This is a genomic window from Curtobacterium sp. Curtsp22 (genome assembly GCF_059492135.1).
This window is the reverse complement of sequence record NZ_CP168519.1, coordinates 1,614,606-1,630,717: the sequence shown is the minus strand read 5'-3', so window position 1 is coordinate 1,630,717 and position 16,112 is coordinate 1,614,606. Positions and strand designations below refer to the sequence as shown.

The 16,112-nt window shown below is 70.4% G+C and carries 15 protein-coding genes; 10 read left to right on the top strand and 5 right to left on the bottom strand.

The window, feature by feature from the left end; translation table 11 throughout:
- Positions 1-27 precede the first annotated feature (27 nt).
- On the bottom strand, positions 28-1,260 hold the full coding sequence (locus ACEN8D_RS07685) for a sugar ABC transporter substrate-binding protein (RefSeq protein WP_309778789.1): 1,233 nt from the start codon (positions 1,258-1,260) through the stop codon (positions 28-30).
- Between the two features lie 155 nt (positions 1,261-1,415).
- On the opposite strand from ACEN8D_RS07685, the gene ACEN8D_RS07680 reads away from it, so the two are divergent.
- The 4 genes from ACEN8D_RS07680 to ACEN8D_RS07665 all read left to right on the top strand — a co-directional run bounded on the left by ACEN8D_RS07680 (position 1,416) and on the right by ACEN8D_RS07665 (position 5,829).
- Positions 1,416-2,432 carry a LacI family DNA-binding transcriptional regulator gene (locus tag ACEN8D_RS07680; RefSeq protein ID WP_175473725.1) on the top strand — a complete coding sequence of 339 codons (1,017 nt, stop codon included), beginning with the start codon at positions 1,416-1,418 and terminating at the stop codon, positions 2,430-2,432.
- 261 nt (positions 2,433-2,693) lie between these two features.
- Positions 2,694-4,013: an ABC transporter substrate-binding protein gene (locus tag ACEN8D_RS07675; RefSeq protein ID WP_309778791.1), complete on the top strand. Its 1,320-nt coding sequence runs from the start codon at positions 2,694-2,696 to the stop codon at positions 4,011-4,013.
- Positions 4,010-4,981 (top strand): carbohydrate ABC transporter permease, encoded by a 972-nt coding sequence (locus ACEN8D_RS07670; RefSeq protein ID WP_309887813.1) that lies wholly within the window; start codon positions 4,010-4,012, stop codon positions 4,979-4,981. The genes ACEN8D_RS07675 and ACEN8D_RS07670 overlap by 4 nt, the downstream gene beginning before the upstream one ends.
- Positions 4,981-5,829, top strand: coding sequence for a carbohydrate ABC transporter permease (locus ACEN8D_RS07665; RefSeq protein WP_083295042.1), 849 nt, complete (start codon positions 4,981-4,983; stop codon positions 5,827-5,829). Before ACEN8D_RS07670 ends, ACEN8D_RS07665 begins: the two co-directional genes overlap by 1 nt.
- Before the next feature lie 72 nt (positions 5,830-5,901).
- Here ACEN8D_RS07665 and ACEN8D_RS07660 read toward each other — a convergent pair whose 3' ends face one another.
- Entirely contained in the window at positions 5,902-6,057 is a 156-nt protein-coding gene (locus tag ACEN8D_RS07660; RefSeq protein ID WP_309778792.1) for a hypothetical protein, read from the bottom strand.
- A gap of 160 nt (positions 6,058-6,217) precedes the next feature.
- Positions 6,218-6,664 (bottom strand): MarR family winged helix-turn-helix transcriptional regulator, encoded by a 447-nt coding sequence (locus ACEN8D_RS07655; RefSeq protein WP_309778793.1) that lies wholly within the window; start codon positions 6,662-6,664, stop codon positions 6,218-6,220.
- 119 nt (positions 6,665-6,783) lie between these two features.
- Here ACEN8D_RS07655 and ACEN8D_RS07650 point away from each other — a divergent pair, with 119 nt between their 5' ends.
- A complete protein-coding gene (locus ACEN8D_RS07650) occupies positions 6,784-7,773 on the top strand; it encodes a helix-turn-helix transcriptional regulator (RefSeq protein ID WP_309778794.1) in 990 nt (329 codons plus the stop codon).
- A gap of 56 nt (positions 7,774-7,829) precedes the next feature.
- On the opposite strand, the gene ACEN8D_RS07645 is transcribed toward ACEN8D_RS07650, so the two are convergent.
- On the bottom strand, positions 7,830-8,864 hold the full coding sequence (locus ACEN8D_RS07645; RefSeq protein WP_309887818.1) for a LacI family DNA-binding transcriptional regulator: 1,035 nt from the start codon (positions 8,862-8,864) through the stop codon (positions 7,830-7,832).
- A gap of 148 nt (positions 8,865-9,012) precedes the next feature.
- On the opposite strand from ACEN8D_RS07645, the gene ACEN8D_RS07640 reads away from it, so the two are divergent.
- The 4 genes from ACEN8D_RS07640 (at position 9,013) to ACEN8D_RS07625 (ending at position 14,655) form a co-directional block, all read left to right on the top strand.
- The gene (locus ACEN8D_RS07640; RefSeq protein ID WP_070416820.1) at positions 9,013-10,317 is read left to right on the top strand and encodes an ABC transporter substrate-binding protein; all 1,305 of its coding nucleotides are present in this window, start codon (positions 9,013-9,015) and stop codon (positions 10,315-10,317) included.
- 5 nt (positions 10,318-10,322) lie between these two features.
- On the top strand, positions 10,323-11,339 hold the full coding sequence (locus ACEN8D_RS07635; RefSeq protein WP_413398996.1) for a carbohydrate ABC transporter permease: 1,017 nt from the start codon (positions 10,323-10,325) through the stop codon (positions 11,337-11,339).
- Positions 11,336-12,211 (top strand): carbohydrate ABC transporter permease, encoded by an 876-nt coding sequence (locus ACEN8D_RS07630; protein ID WP_309778797.1) that lies wholly within the window; start codon positions 11,336-11,338, stop codon positions 12,209-12,211. The genes ACEN8D_RS07635 and ACEN8D_RS07630 overlap by 4 nt, the downstream gene beginning before the upstream one ends.
- A gap of 110 nt (positions 12,212-12,321) precedes the next feature.
- Positions 12,322-14,655, top strand: coding sequence for a beta-xylosidase/alpha-l-arabinosidase (locus tag ACEN8D_RS07625; RefSeq protein ID WP_413461332.1), 2,334 nt, complete (start codon positions 12,322-12,324; stop codon positions 14,653-14,655).
- Between the two features lie 81 nt (positions 14,656-14,736).
- On the opposite strand, the gene ACEN8D_RS07620 is transcribed toward ACEN8D_RS07625, so the two are convergent.
- Positions 14,737-15,528, bottom strand: a complete 792-nt coding sequence (locus ACEN8D_RS07620) for an SDR family NAD(P)-dependent oxidoreductase (RefSeq protein WP_309887822.1) — start codon at positions 15,526-15,528, stop codon at positions 14,737-14,739.
- A 92-nt stretch (positions 15,529-15,620) separates the two neighbouring features.
- On the opposite strand from ACEN8D_RS07620, the gene ACEN8D_RS07615 reads away from it, so the two are divergent.
- Entirely contained in the window at positions 15,621-16,112 is a 492-nt protein-coding gene (locus ACEN8D_RS07615; protein WP_413399076.1) for a MarR family winged helix-turn-helix transcriptional regulator, read from the top strand.

Genomic DNA, 16,112 nt, shown 5'->3' with positions numbered 1-16,112 from the left:
CGGCCGGGTGGCCGGCTCCCTCGTGCACTACTGGCTCTGGGACTGCGCCTGCTCGAGCGCTGCCTCGGGGTCGGCCTTGCCCGTCAGGGCGAGCTGGACGGCGGTGTAGATCTTCGTCGCGGCCTTGGGCCAGTCGGGTCCGAGCTCACCGGTGCGGGCACGGGCGGTCTTCACCGTCGTGACGAACGAGGCCACCTGCGGGTGGTCGGACGCCCATGCTGCGCCGGCCTCGAGGTTCGTCGGCACGTTGCCGCTCACCTCGGCGAGGGCCTTCTGCGTCTTCTGCGAGTGGAGGCAGCCGACGAACTTGGCGGCGAGCTGCATCTTGTCCTTGTCGCCGGTCTGCGGGACGGTGAACGCCTCGCCGCCGAGCGGTGCGACGGTCTCCGAGCCGGTGCGGGTCGGGATCGGGACGCTGTCGAACTCGAGGCCCTTCTTCGCGTTCAGGGCTGGCAGCTGCCACGGGCCGTTGATCATCATCGCGGCCTTGCCGGCGAGGAACTGGCTGTTCACGTCGGCCTGGGCCCAGTTGATCGAGCTCTTCGACATCGAGCCGTCGTTCTGCAGGTCCTCGACGAGCTGCAGGGCCTGCGCGGCCTCGGGCGTCGCGATGTCCTTCTCGTCACCGCCGTTCGACCAGAAGAACGGCAGGAACTGCCAGGTGCCCTCGTAGGTGTTGATGTTGCTCATCGCGAAGCCGTACGTGGACCCGGAGGTGAGCTTCTTCGCGGCGGCCTTCAGCTCGTCCCAGGTCTTGGGCGGCTGCACGCCGGCGTCCGCCAGCAGTTTCTTGTTGTAGTAGAGCGCGATGGAGTTCGTGTTCGACTGCAGGCCGTAGAGCTTGCCCTTGTAGGTGCTCGCCGCCTTCACGCCGGGGACGTCGCCCTCGGCGCTGAGGCCGTAGTCGCTGAGGTCGGAGAGTGCCCCGGAGGCCGCGATCTGCTGCACGTCGGGGTTGTCGAGCATGAGCACGTCGGGCAGGGTCCGCGAGGATGCCTGCTGCAGCACCTTCGAGATCAGACCGGCACCGGCGACGTGGTTGATCGTGACCGTCGCGTCGACGTCCTTCGCGCACTGCTTGTACACGGGGTTGTAGGTCGCGTCGTAGTAGTCCTCGATCGTCAGGGCCTTGCTCCCACCGGACGAGGCCGATCCGGAACCGGAGCACCCGGTGAGGACCAGGGGGATCGTGGCGAGCACGGCGACCGCGCCGACGAGGGCGCGGGTCCGGCGCGACGGGGAGGGGAATCTTTGCTTCATTGCAGAGCTCTTCTCTTGACGGATGCAGGGGGCAGGCGCGCAACCACGAATCCGCTGACGTCATCGTCGCTGTGTTCCTTGGGGCGAGAAGCTAACAGAAAAGCGCTTCACCTGTAAAGCGCTTTTTTCGCATCCCGGACGGTAGGCTGAGCGGCATGGCCACGATGCAGCAGGTCGCCGATCGGGCGGGTGTGTCGATCGCCACCGTGTCCTTCGTCGTGAACGGCACGAAGTACGTCACTCCCGCGACGACCGCCCGCGTGCAGGCGGCGATGCGCGAGCTGAAGTTCCGCGGCAACGTCGTCGCTCGGGCGCTCGCGAGCCGCCGCACCCGGATCATCGCGCTGCTGTTCCCGACCACCGGCAACCGCTTCAGCCCGACCACCTCGCAGTTCTTCATGAGCGCTGCCGAGCGGGCGTCCGAGCGCGGCTACCATCTCGTGCTCTGGCCGGTCGACCCCGCCGGCGACGATCTCGACGACCTCGTCTCCGGGGGACTCGTCGACGGTGTGATCCTCATGGAGGTGCGGATGGACGACCCCCGCGTCGCCGTCCTCACCGCGCTCGACGTGCCGTTCACGCTCATCGGCCGCACCCGGGACAGCAGTGGTCTGCCGTTCGTCGACATCGACTTCGAGACCACGATCGAGTCGAGCATCGACCACCTGCAGTCGCTCGGGCACCGGCGGTTCGCGCTCGTGCTCGAGGACCTCGAGGGCACGCCGATGGCCGGCTACGCGCCGCACCTCCGCGCCGAGGCCACCTTCCGGCAGGTGACGGCCGCGCGGGGGCTCGGCGGCACCGTGGTCACCGCGGGTCCGGGGAGCGACGGCGGGCGTGCCGCGGCGAGCGAGATGCTCGCCCTCGACCCCGGCGTGACGGCGGTGCTCGTGATGAAGGACGACTCCTCCGCCGGGCTGCTCGTCGGCCTGTACGCGGCCGGGCGCCGGGTACCGGAGGACGTCTCGGTGCTCAGCATCGCCTCGTCCGAGGCCAACGCCGACCAGCACTACCCGCGGCTGTCGACGATGGTGGCTCCGGGGCGCGAACTCGGGACCCGTGCGGCGGACGCGCTCATCGACCAGCTCGACGGGAAGTCCGACGAGCTGCCGCACTTCCTGCTGCCCTGCACCCTCCGCACGGCTGAGTCGACGGCACCCGCGCCCGCCTGACCGGCGCGCGGGGCGCGCAGGGCGCTCGGGGCGCTCGCCGAGTCTCGCCTGTGCGGACACGTTCGCGGCTCCGACACCGCGAACGTGTCCGCATGGCCGAGTCTCGGGGCCTCGCCGCGGCCGGCCGCGACCACCCGACGGACGGGAGGCGCGGGTCGGCCCCGCACCGCGCCTCCCGTCCGTCGCACCCACCGGGCACCCAGGGTCGGTTTGGTTGTGTGGATGTACAGGTTCGCACCAGGGGACGTCGAGGAGGACGTGATGGCGATCGACCGCAGGATGTTCCTGCTCGGGGGAGCGGGGGTGCTGCTGCTCGCCGGCTGCTCCACCCGACCCGAGCGCACCACGGTCCAGGAGTGGCCGACCGACCCTCCCGAGGGTGACGTCACGATCAGCTGGTGGGCCGGCCAGGTCGCGTCGAAGGACGGCGGGGACCTGCGGCGTCGGCTCATCGCCGAGTTCCAGAAGGAGCACCCGAACATCCGGGTGCGCATCGTGAGCGCCCCGAGCGACACCGACACGAACCGCACCAGCCTGACCACCCAGATCGCCGCGGGCAGCAGCACCCCGGACGTCTACCTCGGGGACGTCGCGTGGCCGGGGCAGTTCGCGAAGAACAAGCTCGCGACCCCGGTGAACGAGCTCGTCGGTGCGGACTTCTTCGACCAGTTCCCCGAGGGGCTCCGGCAGGCCGCGAGCGTCGACGGCACGTACTACATGTTCCCGCTCTACATCGACGAGTCGTTCTTCCTGTACCGGAAGGACCTGCTCGCCAAGCACTCCCTGCAGGTTCCGGGGTCGTGGGAGGAAGTGCGCGAGACCGCGGCGAAGCTCGTCGACACCGGCGACGTCAGCTACGGGTTCGCGTTCCAGGGCGACGTGTACGAGGGCCTCACCTGCAACGTCACCGAGTTCGTCGCGGACGCCGGCGGCTCGCTGCTCAACGACGACCTGACGAGACCCGAGACCACGAGCTCGGAGACGAAACGTGCGTTCGAGTTCATGCGGTCCCTGATCACCGACGGCGCCAGCCCGCGCGCCACCCTGACGTACCAGGAGCAGGACACGAACGACGCGTTCTCGGGCGGCCGAGCGGCGTTCCTCCGCAACTGGTCGTACGCGTGGGGCATCGCGAACGGGCCGGACAGCCAGGTCGCCGGCAAGGTCGGACTCGCCGCGCGGCCGACCTTCGACGGGCAGGACGAGCACCACTCGACCATCGGCGGGTGGGGCAACTACATCAACCCGCACACGCAGCAGCCCGCAGCGGCGCTGACGTTCGCGAGCTGGATGTCGAGCGAGACGGCGCAGCAGTTCCTCACCCGCGAGGGCGGGGTCCTGCCGGCCCGGAGCGAGTCGCTCACGAGCGAGGACGCGAAGCGCCAGCAGCGCCCGACGTACGACACCGCCGCGGGCATCACGCTCGTGCCCCGTCCGACGTCGACGGCGTACTACCCGAAGGTCTCGCAGGGTGTGTACCAGAACGGCAACAGCATCCTCGGCGGCCAGGCGTCCGTCGACGGCGGCACGAGCACGATGGCGTCGGCCATCGCGCTCGCCCTGAAGGGTGAGGCACTGTGAGCGCCGGCACCGCGACCCGGTCGTCGACTCGTCCAGGAGGCGCGGGTCGCCTCGACCCGCCGTCCCGCCTCAGCGGGCGGTCGCGTCTCGACCGCATCCGTGCGCGGGGCGCGTGGGGCTTCGCGGCCCCGGCACTCCTGGTCGTCGCGGCGGTGACGATCTTCCCGGTGGTCTACTCGATCGTCCTGAGCTTCGCGGACGTCGAGGTCGGCTACGAGGGGTTCACGATCCGGTCGTTCGGTCTCGGCAACTACGCGGCCCTGCTGCAGAGCGCGGACTGGTACCGGGCGCTCGGGTTCACCGTGCTGTACACGGTCGTGACGGTGTTCGTCGAACTCGTGCTCGGCATGCTCGTGGCCCTCGTGCTCGAGCGGCTCGGGGCGACCCGGGGCTGGATGCTGGCGCTGATGCTCATCCCGTGGTCGCTCGTCACGATCGTGAACGCGCAGCTCTGGAAGTACATCTACGACTCGACCTACGGCGTCGCGACCTGGTTCTTCGGGCTCTTCGGCGAGGCCCCGGTGATCCTCGGCGAACCGGTGCCCGCGATCACCGGGCTGATGGTCGCGGACATCTGGAAGACGACGCCGTTCGTGGCGATCATCCTGCTCGCGGGGCTCGTGCAGATCTCCGAGGACCACTACGAGGCGGCCGAGCTCGACGGCGCGAGCACCTGGCAGACGTTCTGGCGGGTGGTGCTCCCGCAGCTCACGCCGACCCTGACGATCGCGGTGCTGTTCCGCATCCTGCAGGCGTTCGGCGTGTTCGACCTGCCGTTCGTGCTGACGAACGGCGGTCCGGGCACCGCCACCCAGTCGCTCGCGATCATGGGCTACAAGGTGCTCTTCCAGGACATCAACATCGGCCCCGGTGCGGCGATCGCGACGTCCACGGCGATCATCGTCGCGGCGGGGTGTCTGCTGTTCCTCCGGGCGTTCCGGAACCAGGCGAAGGGAGGGGATGCCTGATGCCCCGTCAACGCGTCCGCAAGGGCTGGCGGAAGTGGGTCAACACCGTCAACGTCAGTGGTGTCGTCATCGCGGTGCTCACCGCGCTGCCGCTGTACTGGCTCGTGTCGACGTCGCTCAAGCCGGCGTCCGAGATCGGGCAGTCGCCGCCCACCGCCTTCCCGCAGTCGTTCACCCTCGACAACTTCGTGGTGGCCTTCCGCGACAACGCGCTCGGCCAGTACATGGTGAACAGCGTCATCGTGTCGGTGTCGACGACGGTGATCGTGCTCGCGCTGTCGTTCCTCGCCGGGTACGCGCTCGCCGGGCGGTGGATCCGCGGGCGGACGGCGATCATGACCTCGTTGCTCATGCTCTCGGTGTTCCCGGCGATCGCCGTGCTGACCCCGCTGTACCTGCTCGAGCGGAACCTCGGGCTGCTCAACTCCTACCCGGGACTGATCGTGCCGTACGTGGCGTTCAACCTGCCCTTCGCGATCTGGATCATGCGGAACTACCTCGTCGGGATCCCCTCGACGATCGAGGAAGCCTCCGAGATCGACGGCGCCGGAGCCTGGCGCACGGTGCTCTCCGTGATCCTGCCGATGGCGAAGCCGGGGCTCTTCACGGTCGGGGTGTTCACGTTCACGGCGTCGTGGAGCGAGTTCCTGATGGCGCTGACGTTCAACAGCGAGAACTCGTTCCGGACGATCCCGGTCGGGATCGCCCTGTTCGGGACGCAGTTCACCGTGCCGTTCGCCCAGATCTTCGCGGCGAGCGTGGCGGCGACGGTGCCGATCGTCATCCTCGTGCTGGTGTTCCGCCGGTCGATCGTGTCCGGTCTGACGTCGGGCGCGGTGAAGGGCTGAACCGGGCCCGGAACGGGACGGGAGGCGCGTGGCGGACCCGCCACGCGCCTCCCGTCCGACCGCGACCCGTCGTCAGCGGCGACGCGGGTCGCGATCGGTGTCGGTGAAGAAGTCCTCGTAGAGGCCCGCACCGTCTTGCAGCTCGCCGTACTTCCACCGCTTGCGCATCCGACGGAACGTCTCGATGCGCACCGGGTCGACGCCCTGCTGGGATTCGTACTTGCCCATGGTTTCCTCCCCGTCGTCCTCGTACCCCCGATCGGGGGCGTCCCCTCGTGACGGTACGGGCGAGAGCGTTCCGCGTCCGGCAAAGTAGGTCGGGAATTTACCTAAGTGCGCTTGGTGGACAAACGTTCGAGGTGCGCTCGCCAGCGCCCGTACTCTGCCGTCAAGGGGTCGGGGCGCCGAACTCGAGCGCCTGGATGACCCTGTCGATGACCCGGACGTACTTCGCCCGCTCCCGATCCGTGAAGGAGGACAACAGCTCGTGCAGATGCTCGTTCGTGCTGTCCATCGCCGACGCGTACGCACGCTCGGTCTCGGGGGTCAGCTCGATGTACCGGCTCCTGCCGTCGTCCGGGTTCGGGACACGGCACAGGTGTCCCGCCCGTTCGAGCCGATCGACCGTGCCCGTGACTGCCGGGCCACTCAGGCCGAGGTGCGACGCGAGGTCCTTCACCCGCACCTTCCGCTCGGCGGCCTCGGCGCGGGCGACGAACTGCAGCACGGTCAGGTCGGAGCCGGAGACCGACAGGTGTTCGCGGAGTCGACCGCGGAGCGCTCCCATCGCGGCTTCGAGCCGGGTGACGGCGGCCATCAGGTCGATCTCACTCACGCGGTCGCCCCTTCGGTGCGGATCGGTTCCGCGCAACGATACGCCGCGCTCACCAGACCAGCGTATCCAGATAACGAGGGGTGGCACGGAATCCGGACAACCGCAGTGCGGGAGGTTGCATGGCTGACCCGCTGACCGACGACTTCGGCGACGAGCAGACCGCGACACCTGCGACCGTCCGGTTCGAGGTGTCCGGCGGCCGTCCGGAAGACGCCGCGCGCGATCTCGGCGCGGTCTACCGCGGGGAGCGGTGGGACGCGCGAGTGACCGAGGCGCCGTTCGACTACCGGTACACGGCGATCGGCGACGCGGAGGTGACCATCCGCCGGTCCCAGTTGCGCGGCGCCCTCTCCGGGGTGGTGCCGGCCGGTGGCGACTACGTCGTGACCTGGATCAGCTCCGGCACCGCCGAGATCGAACGGTCGGGGGAGCGGTACGTCCTGCCGCTCGACGCCCCGGCGCTCTTCCCGCCGGACCACGACTACGCCTTCCGCACCGCGGACTACGACCAGCGGGTCGTGCACCTCGATCGAGCGTTCGTCCGCCGGGTCGCCGTGACGCGCACCGACGTCGGCGACCACGCGCTGCGCTTCGACGACCGGCACGTGCCGGGGTCCGAGACGGCGCGGCGCTGGCAGGGGGCGTTGACGGCGCTCGCACGGTCGCTGCGCGTCGGCGGCACGGACTCCGTCGCCTGGCAGGCCGCCAAGGTCACCGCTGCCGAGGTCTTCCTCGACATGTTCCCGCCGAAGCTCGACGACCTGCCCGCCGTGCTCGGGCAACCGCGCAACGCCCGGCTCCGTGCCGCGGTCGAGTACGTCCACGACCACGCCGCGGAGCCCGTCACGATCGGCGACCTGTCGGCGGCGTCCGGGTTGAGCGTGCGCTCCGTGCAGGAGTCGTTCCGTCGGGTGTTCGACGTGTCCCCGCTGACGTACCTGCGGCAGGTGCGCCTCGACCGGGTGCGCGCCGAGCTGCTGGACACCGATCCGCTCGCCGGGGCGGTCGGGGACGTCGCGCGCCGGTGGGGGTTCGCGCACCTCGGGCGGTTCTCGGCGGCGTACGCGGAGCGGTTCGGGGAGTACCCGAAGCAGACGCTGCGGCGCTGACGGTCGCGGTCCGCCGCTGACGGTGCGGCGTTGACGGTGCGGTCCGCCGCGCGGTGTCAGCGGTCCGCGGGCACCGGTCCGGTGCTCCGGCGCACGCGCAGGGTCGTCGGCAGCCGGACGTGGTCCGACGTCGGCTCGCCGCGCAGCATCGTGAGGAGCATCTCGACCGCCCGCGAGCCGAGCTCGACGAGGGGCTGTGCGACGGTGGTCAGCGGCGGCGTGGTGGTCGCGGCCTGGGGCACGTCGTCGAACCCGACCACCGACAGGTCCCCGGGCACGTGGAGTCCGAGCTCGGCTGCGGCACGGAGCACACCGACCGCCGACGAGTCGTTCGCCGCGAACACCGCGGTCGGACGGTCCGGTCCGGCGAGCAGGTCGCGGGCGACCTCGGCCGAGCGGTCCTCCTGGTAGCCGCCGTCGCGGACGAGTGACTCGTCCACCGACAGGCCCGCTGCCGCCAGTGCGCGCCGGTAGCCGGCCTCGCGCAGCTGTGCCGACGCCAGGTCCGGACGACCCCGGAGGTGCGCGATCCGGGTGTGCCCGAGCGCGACGAGGTGCTCGACGGCCTGGACGGCCCCGGCCTCGTTGTCGGAGTCGACCGTGGCGTGCCCCTCGGGGCCGGTGTGCGGGTCGATCGCCACGACCGGGATCGACGAAGTCGAGAGCGCCGTGCTCGGGGTCACCACGATCGCGCCGTCGATGAGCGTGCCGGACAACCGCGAGAGCGACCGGCGTTCCCATCCCTTCTGCTCGGCACCGGTCACGAGCCCGGCGTAGGCGAGCAGTTCGTACCCGGTGCCGGTCGTGGCGCCGGACACCCCGCGCAGGAGCTCGGTCGAGAACGGCTCGAACTCGGTGACGAGGATGCCGATGACGTTCGTCCGCGAGCTGCGGAGGCTGCGTGCGACGAGCGAGGTCTCGTAGCCGAGCTGCTCGACGACCTCCTGCACGCGCAGGATCGTCGCGGGGGCGACGCCGTCGCGTTGGTTGATCACCTTCGACACGGTCGGGATCGAGACCCCGGCAGCGCGTGCGACGTCCGCGATGGTGACCCGGCCGGCTCCGGGACGCATGCCGAGGGCCGTGTCCATGTGCACACCGTACCGCTGAGCTGACGCGCAAATTGGTAAAGAAAACGTTATCGATATCGATTGACATGGCTCGATGGCACCTGGCACGCTCTCCGCAGCGGCAGTCGATGCCGCTGATTGTCAACGACGACACTTCAGGAGATCCACGATGACGAGGAAGATCCGTGCCACGGCAGCCATCGCGCTGATCGGGGCGACAGCACTGGTGGCCGCAGGCTGCTCGGCCGGCAGCGACGCCGCCGGGGGCGACAGCGGCGACGGGAAGGTCTCGATGACCTTCTGGAACAACTCGACGACCGGGCCGGGCAAGGCCTTCTGGCAGGACACCGTCAAGGCGTTCGAGGCGAAGAACCCGAACGTCACGATCAAGATCCAGGCCATCCAGAACGAGGACCTGGACGGCAAGCTCCAGACCGCCCTCAACTCGAACTCCGCCCCGGACGTGTTCTCGCAGCGCGGCGGCGGCAAGATGGCCGCGATGGTCAACGCCGGCCAGCTGCTGGACATCTCCGACTCGATCGGCTCCGGTGCCAAGAGCGGGATCAGCGACGGATCGTTCAAGGCCTTCGAACTGAACGGCAAGACCTGGGCGATGCCGACGAACGTCGACCCCGAGGGCATCTGGTACAGCCAGGACCTCTTCAAGGAGGCCGGTATCGAGGGCACGCCGACCACGATGGACGAGCTGAACGCCGACATCCAGAAGCTCAAGGACAAGGGCATCCAGCCGGTCGCCGTCGGTGCGAAGGACGCCTGGCCCGCGGCGCACTGGTACTACAACTTCGCACTGCGGGCCTGCTCGTCGAACGTGCTCAACAAGACCGCGCAGGACCTGAAGTTCGACAACAAGTGCTGGAAGCAGGCCGGTGAGGACACCAAGGCCTTCTTCGACACGAAGCCCTTCAACGACGGCTTCCTGACCACCTCGGCCCAGCAGGGCGCCGGCAGCTCAGCCGGTCTCGTCGCGAACCACAAGGCCGCGATGGAGCTCATGGGCGCCTGGGACCCGGGCGTGATCTCCTCGCTCACCCCGGACGGCAAGCCGCTGCAGGACCTCGGCTTCTTCCCGTTCCCGGAGGTCTCCGGCGGCAAGGGTGCGCCCGGCTCGATGATGGGCGCCGTGGGCGGGCTCTCCTGCTCGGCGAAGGCCCCGAAGAAGGCCTGCACCGACTTCCTCAACTTCGTCACCACGAAGAGCGTGCAGGAGAACTACTACAAGGCGTTCAACTCGATCCCCGCGAACAAGGACGCGCAGTCGGTCGTGACCGAGCCGTACCTGACCACGGTGCTCAAGGCGTACAACGACGCCCCGTTCGTCTCGAACTACCTCGACACGCTCTACGGCCAGAACGTCGGCAACGCGCTCAACACCAGCGTCGTCAACCTGCTCGCCGGCAAGGGGTCCGTCTCGGACATCGTGTCGACCGTCAACCAGGCCGCGGCGAAGGGCTGAGACACATGACCACCTCCGTCGCACCGCGCTCGAACGAAGCGCCGGCCGGGACGGGGCGTCGCACGGGCGGGGCCGACGGTTCGCCGTCGGCCCCGGCCCGCCGGGCCTGCAAGGGCACCGACGTCCGCACCCGGGTCGAGATCGCCGTCCTCGCCGGTCCGGCGGTGATCATGTTCGTCGGGTTCGTCATCCTGCCCGTCGCACTCGCCGCCTACTACGGCTTCTACAAGTGGCAGGGCTACGGCGCCCCGGTCGACTTCGTCGGCCTGCAGAACTACACGGTGATCTTCACCGACCCCGACTTCCGGGCGGTGCTCTGGCACAACCTGTTCATCGTCATCGGCTCGCTCGTCGTGCAGGGTCCGATCGCGATCGTGCTCGCGCTGCTGCTCAACCAGCGCATCCGCGGCCGCGGGCTCATCCGCGTCCTCATCTTCCTGCCGTACGTCATCTCCGAGGTCATCGTCGGCACCGGGTGGAGCCTCATGCTCCAGTCGAGCGGTGCCCTGAACGACCTGCTGCAGAGCATCGGTCTGGGCGGCCTGCGCAACGACTGGCTGTCGAACCCGGACATCGCGCTGTGGACCCTGCTCGGGATCATCTCGTGGAAGTACATCGGCTTCGCGGTGATCCTCTTCCTCGCCGGCCTGCAGAGCATCCCCGAGGAACTGTTCGAGGCCGCGCAGCTCGACGGCGCGAGCTACTGGCAGATCCAGCGACGCATCACGCTGCCGCTCCTCGGACCGACGCTCCGCATCTGGGCGTTCCTGTCGATCATCGGGTCGCTCCAGCTGTTCGACCTCGTCTACATCATCTGGGGGCAGTACATCGCCTCGACCGCCGGGACCTCGACGATGGCGACCTACATGGTCGGCAACGGCCGCCTGTCCGGCAACTACGGGTACGGCAACGCCGTCGCCGTGGTGATCTTCCTCATCTCGCTGGTCGTCGCCCTCGTCTACCAGCGGTTCGTCCTGCGCCGCGACACCGCCGGCGCCCTGACCGAGAAGAGCGACCGATGACCGCCACCGCCTCCATCGTCGCGCCGAAGCGCCGCCAGCGTGACACCGGACCCGTCCGGCGTGAGCGCAACCTCGGCACGTACTTCATCGCGCTGCTGTTCATCGCCGTGTGCATCGGGCCGGTCGCGTACATCGTGCTCGGCGGGTTCCGCACGAACTCGCAGATCACCGCGAGCCCGGCAGGGCTGCCGAACCCGTGGCAGATCGGCAACTACGTCAACGTCCTGACGAGCGGCGTGTTCTGGCAGCAGCTCGGCAACTCGGTGATCGCCGGCGTCACCACCACCCTCGGCGTGGTCGTGCTCGGCCTCATGGTGAGCTTCGTGCTCGCCCGGTACCGGTTCCGGGGGAGCGGCGCGCTCTACTCGCTGTTCGCGGCCGGTCTGATGTTCCCGATCACGGTCGCCATCACGCCGCTCTACATCCTCGTGAAGGACCTCGGCCTGACGAACAACCTGGCGGGCGTGATCCTCCCGCAGATCGCGTTCGCCCTGCCGACGACGGTCATCATCCTGGTGCCGTTCCTCCGGGCGATCCCGGACGAGCTCGAGGAGGCGGCTGCCATCGACGGCGCGAGCAAGCTCGGGTTCTTCTTCCGCATGGTCGTCCCGCTGTCGCTCCCCGGCGTCGTGACGGTCGGCATCCTCGCGTTCATCGGCAGCTGGAACAGCTACCTCCTGCCGCTGTTCATCCTGAACGACGCGTCGACCTACACGCTGCCGCTCGGGGTCCAGGCGTTCGCGTCCCAGTACTCGGTCGACACCGCCCGGGTGCTCGCGTTCACGTCGCTCTCGATGATCCCGGCGCTCGTGTTCTTCGCGATCTTCCAGAAGCGCATCGTCGGCGGCCTGACCGGGGCGGTGAAGGGGTGACGGCGACGGACGCGACGCGGACCGTCGGGCGTCAGCCGCGCCTCCAGTCCGACCCGCGCCGTGTCGAGGACGCGACCGGCGCGGACCGCGCGACCGCCCTGCTCGCCGCCATGACGCTCGAGGAGAAGACCGCGCAGCTCGTCGGCTACTGGCTCGACCAGAACGGCGTGGTCGCCCCGATGCAGGGGGAGATGGCGGCGCACGACGACGCCGACGGCCGCACCCTGGCCGACGTCACGCGCCACGGCCTCGGGCAGTTCACCCGCGTCTACGGCACCCGCCCCGTCGAGCCGGACGAGCGCGCAGCGTGGTTGTGGTCGGAGCAGCGACGGCTCAAGCGCGAGACGCGACTCGGGATCCCGGCACTCGTGCACGAGGAGTGCCTCACCGGGCTCGCCGCCTGGAAGGCCGCCACGTTCCCCACGCCGCTGGCGTGGGGCGCCGCCTTCGACCCGGAGCTCGTCGAGCAGGTCGGCGAGGCGATCGGCGACTCGATGCGACAGCTCGGCGTGCACCAGGGCCTCGCCCCGGTGCTCGACGTCGTCCGCGACCCGCGGTGGGGACGTGTGGACGAGTGCATCGGCGAGGACCCGTACCTCGTCGGGACGATCGGCACCGCCTACGTCCGGGGCCTGCAGCGCGCCGGGGTGGACGCGACGCTCAAGCACTTCCTCGGGTACTCCGCGTCGCAGGCGGGGCGGAACCACGCTCCCGTGCACGCCGGGCCGCGCGAGGTCGCGGACGTCTTCCTGCCGCCGTTCGAGATGGCACTGCGCGACGGCGGGGCCCGGAGCGTCATGAACTCCTACGCCGAGGTCGACGGTGTGCCGGTCGCTGCGAACGGTGACCTGCTGACCGACCTGCTCCGCGGCCGCCTCGGGTTCGAGGGCACGGTGGTCGCCGACTACTTCTCGGTCGCGTTCCTCGAGGTCATGCACGGCGTCGCCGCCGACCGTGGAGAAGCGGCCGCACTCGCACTCACCGCGGGCATCGACGTCGAGCTGCCCACCGGGGACGCCTACCTCGCGCCGCTCGTCGACCGTGTCCGCTCCGGTGACGTCGACGAGGCGCTCGTCGACCGCGCGGTGCTCCGCGTGCTCCGGCAGAAGGAGCGGCTCGGGCTGCTCGACCCGGACGCGTTCGAGGACGAGCCGCCGACCGGGATCGACCTCGACACCCCTCGGCACCGGGCGCTCGCGAAGGCGCTCGCGGCGCGGTCGCTCGTGCTGCTGTCGAACGGACCCGAGGCCCCGGTCCTGCCCCTGGCCCCGGGGGCGTCGGTGGCGCTGATCGGGCCGAACGCCGATCGCGCCGAGGCCCTGCAGGGGTGCTACTCCTTCGCCAACCACGTGCTCGCCGCGCACCCCGACCTGCCGCTCGGCGTCGCCATCCCGACCGTGCGCGAGGCGCTGACGGAGTCGCTCGGGGCCGACACCGTCCGGTTCGCCGCGGGCTGCTCCGTGACCGGCGACGACCGCTCCGGGTTCGACGACGCGGTCGCGGTCGCGGAGCGCTCCGACGTCGCGGTGGTCGTCGTCGGCGACCAGGCCGGACTGTTCGGCCGCGGGACCGTCGGCGAGGGGAACGACACCGAGTCCCTCGACCTGCCGGGCGTCCAGCGCGAGCTCGTCAAGGCGGTGGTCGCCACCGGCACGCCGACCGTCGTCGTGCTCCTGACCGGACGGCCGTACGCCATCGGGTGGGCGCTCGACGGCGACGCTCCCCGTCCGGCCGCGGTGGTGCAGGCGTTCTTCCCCGGCGAGGGCGGTGGTCTCGCGATCGCGGAGCTCCTCACCGGCGCCGCCGCACCGTCCGGTCGCCTGCCGGTCTCGCTCCCGCGGGCTGCCGGTGCCCAGCCGTACACGTACCTGCACCCGCGCCTCGGCGGGCCGTCCGACGTGACCGCGACCGACTCGACGCCCGTCCGGCCGTTCGGGTTCGGGCTCTCGTACACCTCCTTCGCGTACGAGGACCTCGTCGTCGACCCGACCGTGTCCAGCGCGGGGGCCTTCGACGCGTGGGTGACCGTCCGGAACACCGGGGAGCGTGCGGGCGAGGACGTGGTGCAGGTGTACGGGCACGACGTGCAGGGGAGCGTCACCCGGCCGGTCGCCCAGCTGCTCGGGTACGCCCGGGTCGCGCTCGGCCCGGGGGAGTCCGTGCGCCTGCGGTTCAGCGTGCCCGTCCAACGCTTCGCGTTCACCGACCGCGCCCTGCGGAAGGTGGTCGAACCCGGGGACGTGGAGGTCTGGATCGCGTCCCACGCCGCGGCGTCCGGACCGACCGGTGGGGTGCGCGCCGACGGGATCGTCGCGGTGGGCGGCGGGACCGGCCCCGCGCCCGTCCCCGGGTCCGCCACGGCGCGTGCGGTCGTCCGCGTCACCGGGCCGGTGCGCGAGGTCGAGCCGTCCGACCGGCGCACGGTCACCTGGGAGCGGGTCTGACCGCACCGACGACGGGACGGACGGGAGGCGCGGTGCGGGCTCGCACCGCGCCTCCCGTCCCGTTCGTGGCCGGTGTCCGGATCAGAGCATCCCGGTGAGCACCCCGCCGTCGGCGCGGACCGCCGCCCCGTTCGTGGCGGACGCCCGCGGGCTGGCGAGGTAGGCGACGAGGTCCGCGATCTCCTCGGGCCGGATGAACCGTTCGAGCAGGGTCGTGTGGTTCTGCCCGATCACCGCGGCCTGCACGGCCTCGACCGGGGCGTCCTGCGCGGCCGCGATCGTCTCGATCGTGGCCGCGACCCCGTCGGACCAGGTCGGGCCGCCGAGGACGGTGTTCACGGTGACGCCGGTCCCGCGGGTCCGCTTCGCCAGGCCGTTGCCGAGCGCGATCACGGCGGCCTTCGTGACGCCGTAGTGCACCATGTCGACGGGCACGTTCACGCCGGACTCGCTGCCGACGAACACGATCCGGCCCCAGCCGCGCTCGAGCATCGGGTCGAGCAGTGCCCTGCACAGCCGGACGCCACTCATCAGGTTGACGTCGAGGTACCGCTGCCACTCGGCGTCGTCGACCGATCCGAAGTCGGCCAGGCCGAACAGTCCGACGTTGTTCACGAGCACGTCGACCTCCGGGAGCTGCTCGAGCAGCGCGTCCACCTGCGCCGGGTCGGCGAAGTCCGCCGGGATCCCGGACACCTCGGCGCCGGGAAGTGCCGCTCGCAACCGGGCGACGGCAGCGTCGACCCCCGTGCGTTCCCGTCCGTTCAGCACGACGCGGGCTCCCTCCGCCGCGAGGGCTGCTGCGACGGCGTACCCGATGCCCTGCGTCGAGCCGCTGACGAACGCCGTCCGGCCTCTGATGTCGAGATCCACGTCGTACTCCTGTCGTGTCAGTTCACTTGCCTGGGCAAGTCAATGTACGCAGGTTCACTTTCCTGAGCAAGTCATGCTGGTACGCTCTCCCCATGCTGGACGACGCCACCACCACCGGGCTCACCGCTGAGGAGCTCGAGGTCTGGGTCGCCCTCGCGACCGTGCTCGAACGACTGCCGACCGCGCTCGACGCGCAGCTGCAGCGTGACGCCGGCCTGACGCACTTCGAGCACGGCGTCCTGTTCGCCCTCGACAGCGAACCCGACCGGACGCTGCGGATGAGCGTGCTCGCCGCCGCCGCGAGCTGCACCCTGTCGCGGCTGTCCCGCGCGGTGACGCGGCTGGAGCAGAAGGGGTGGGTCCACCGCGTGGTCGACCCGACCGACGGGCGGTTCACCCTCGCCGTGCTCACCGACAGCGGGCACGAGCGGGTCGTGGCGTCCACGCCGGCGCACCAGGCGCTCGTCCGGCGGGTGGTCTTCGACGCGCTCACGCCGGCCCAGGTGCGGCAGCTCGGCGCGGTCAGTCGACGCATCGCCGAGGCCGTCGGCGGGACACCGGTCTGGTCCCCGCCAGCGCGGTGA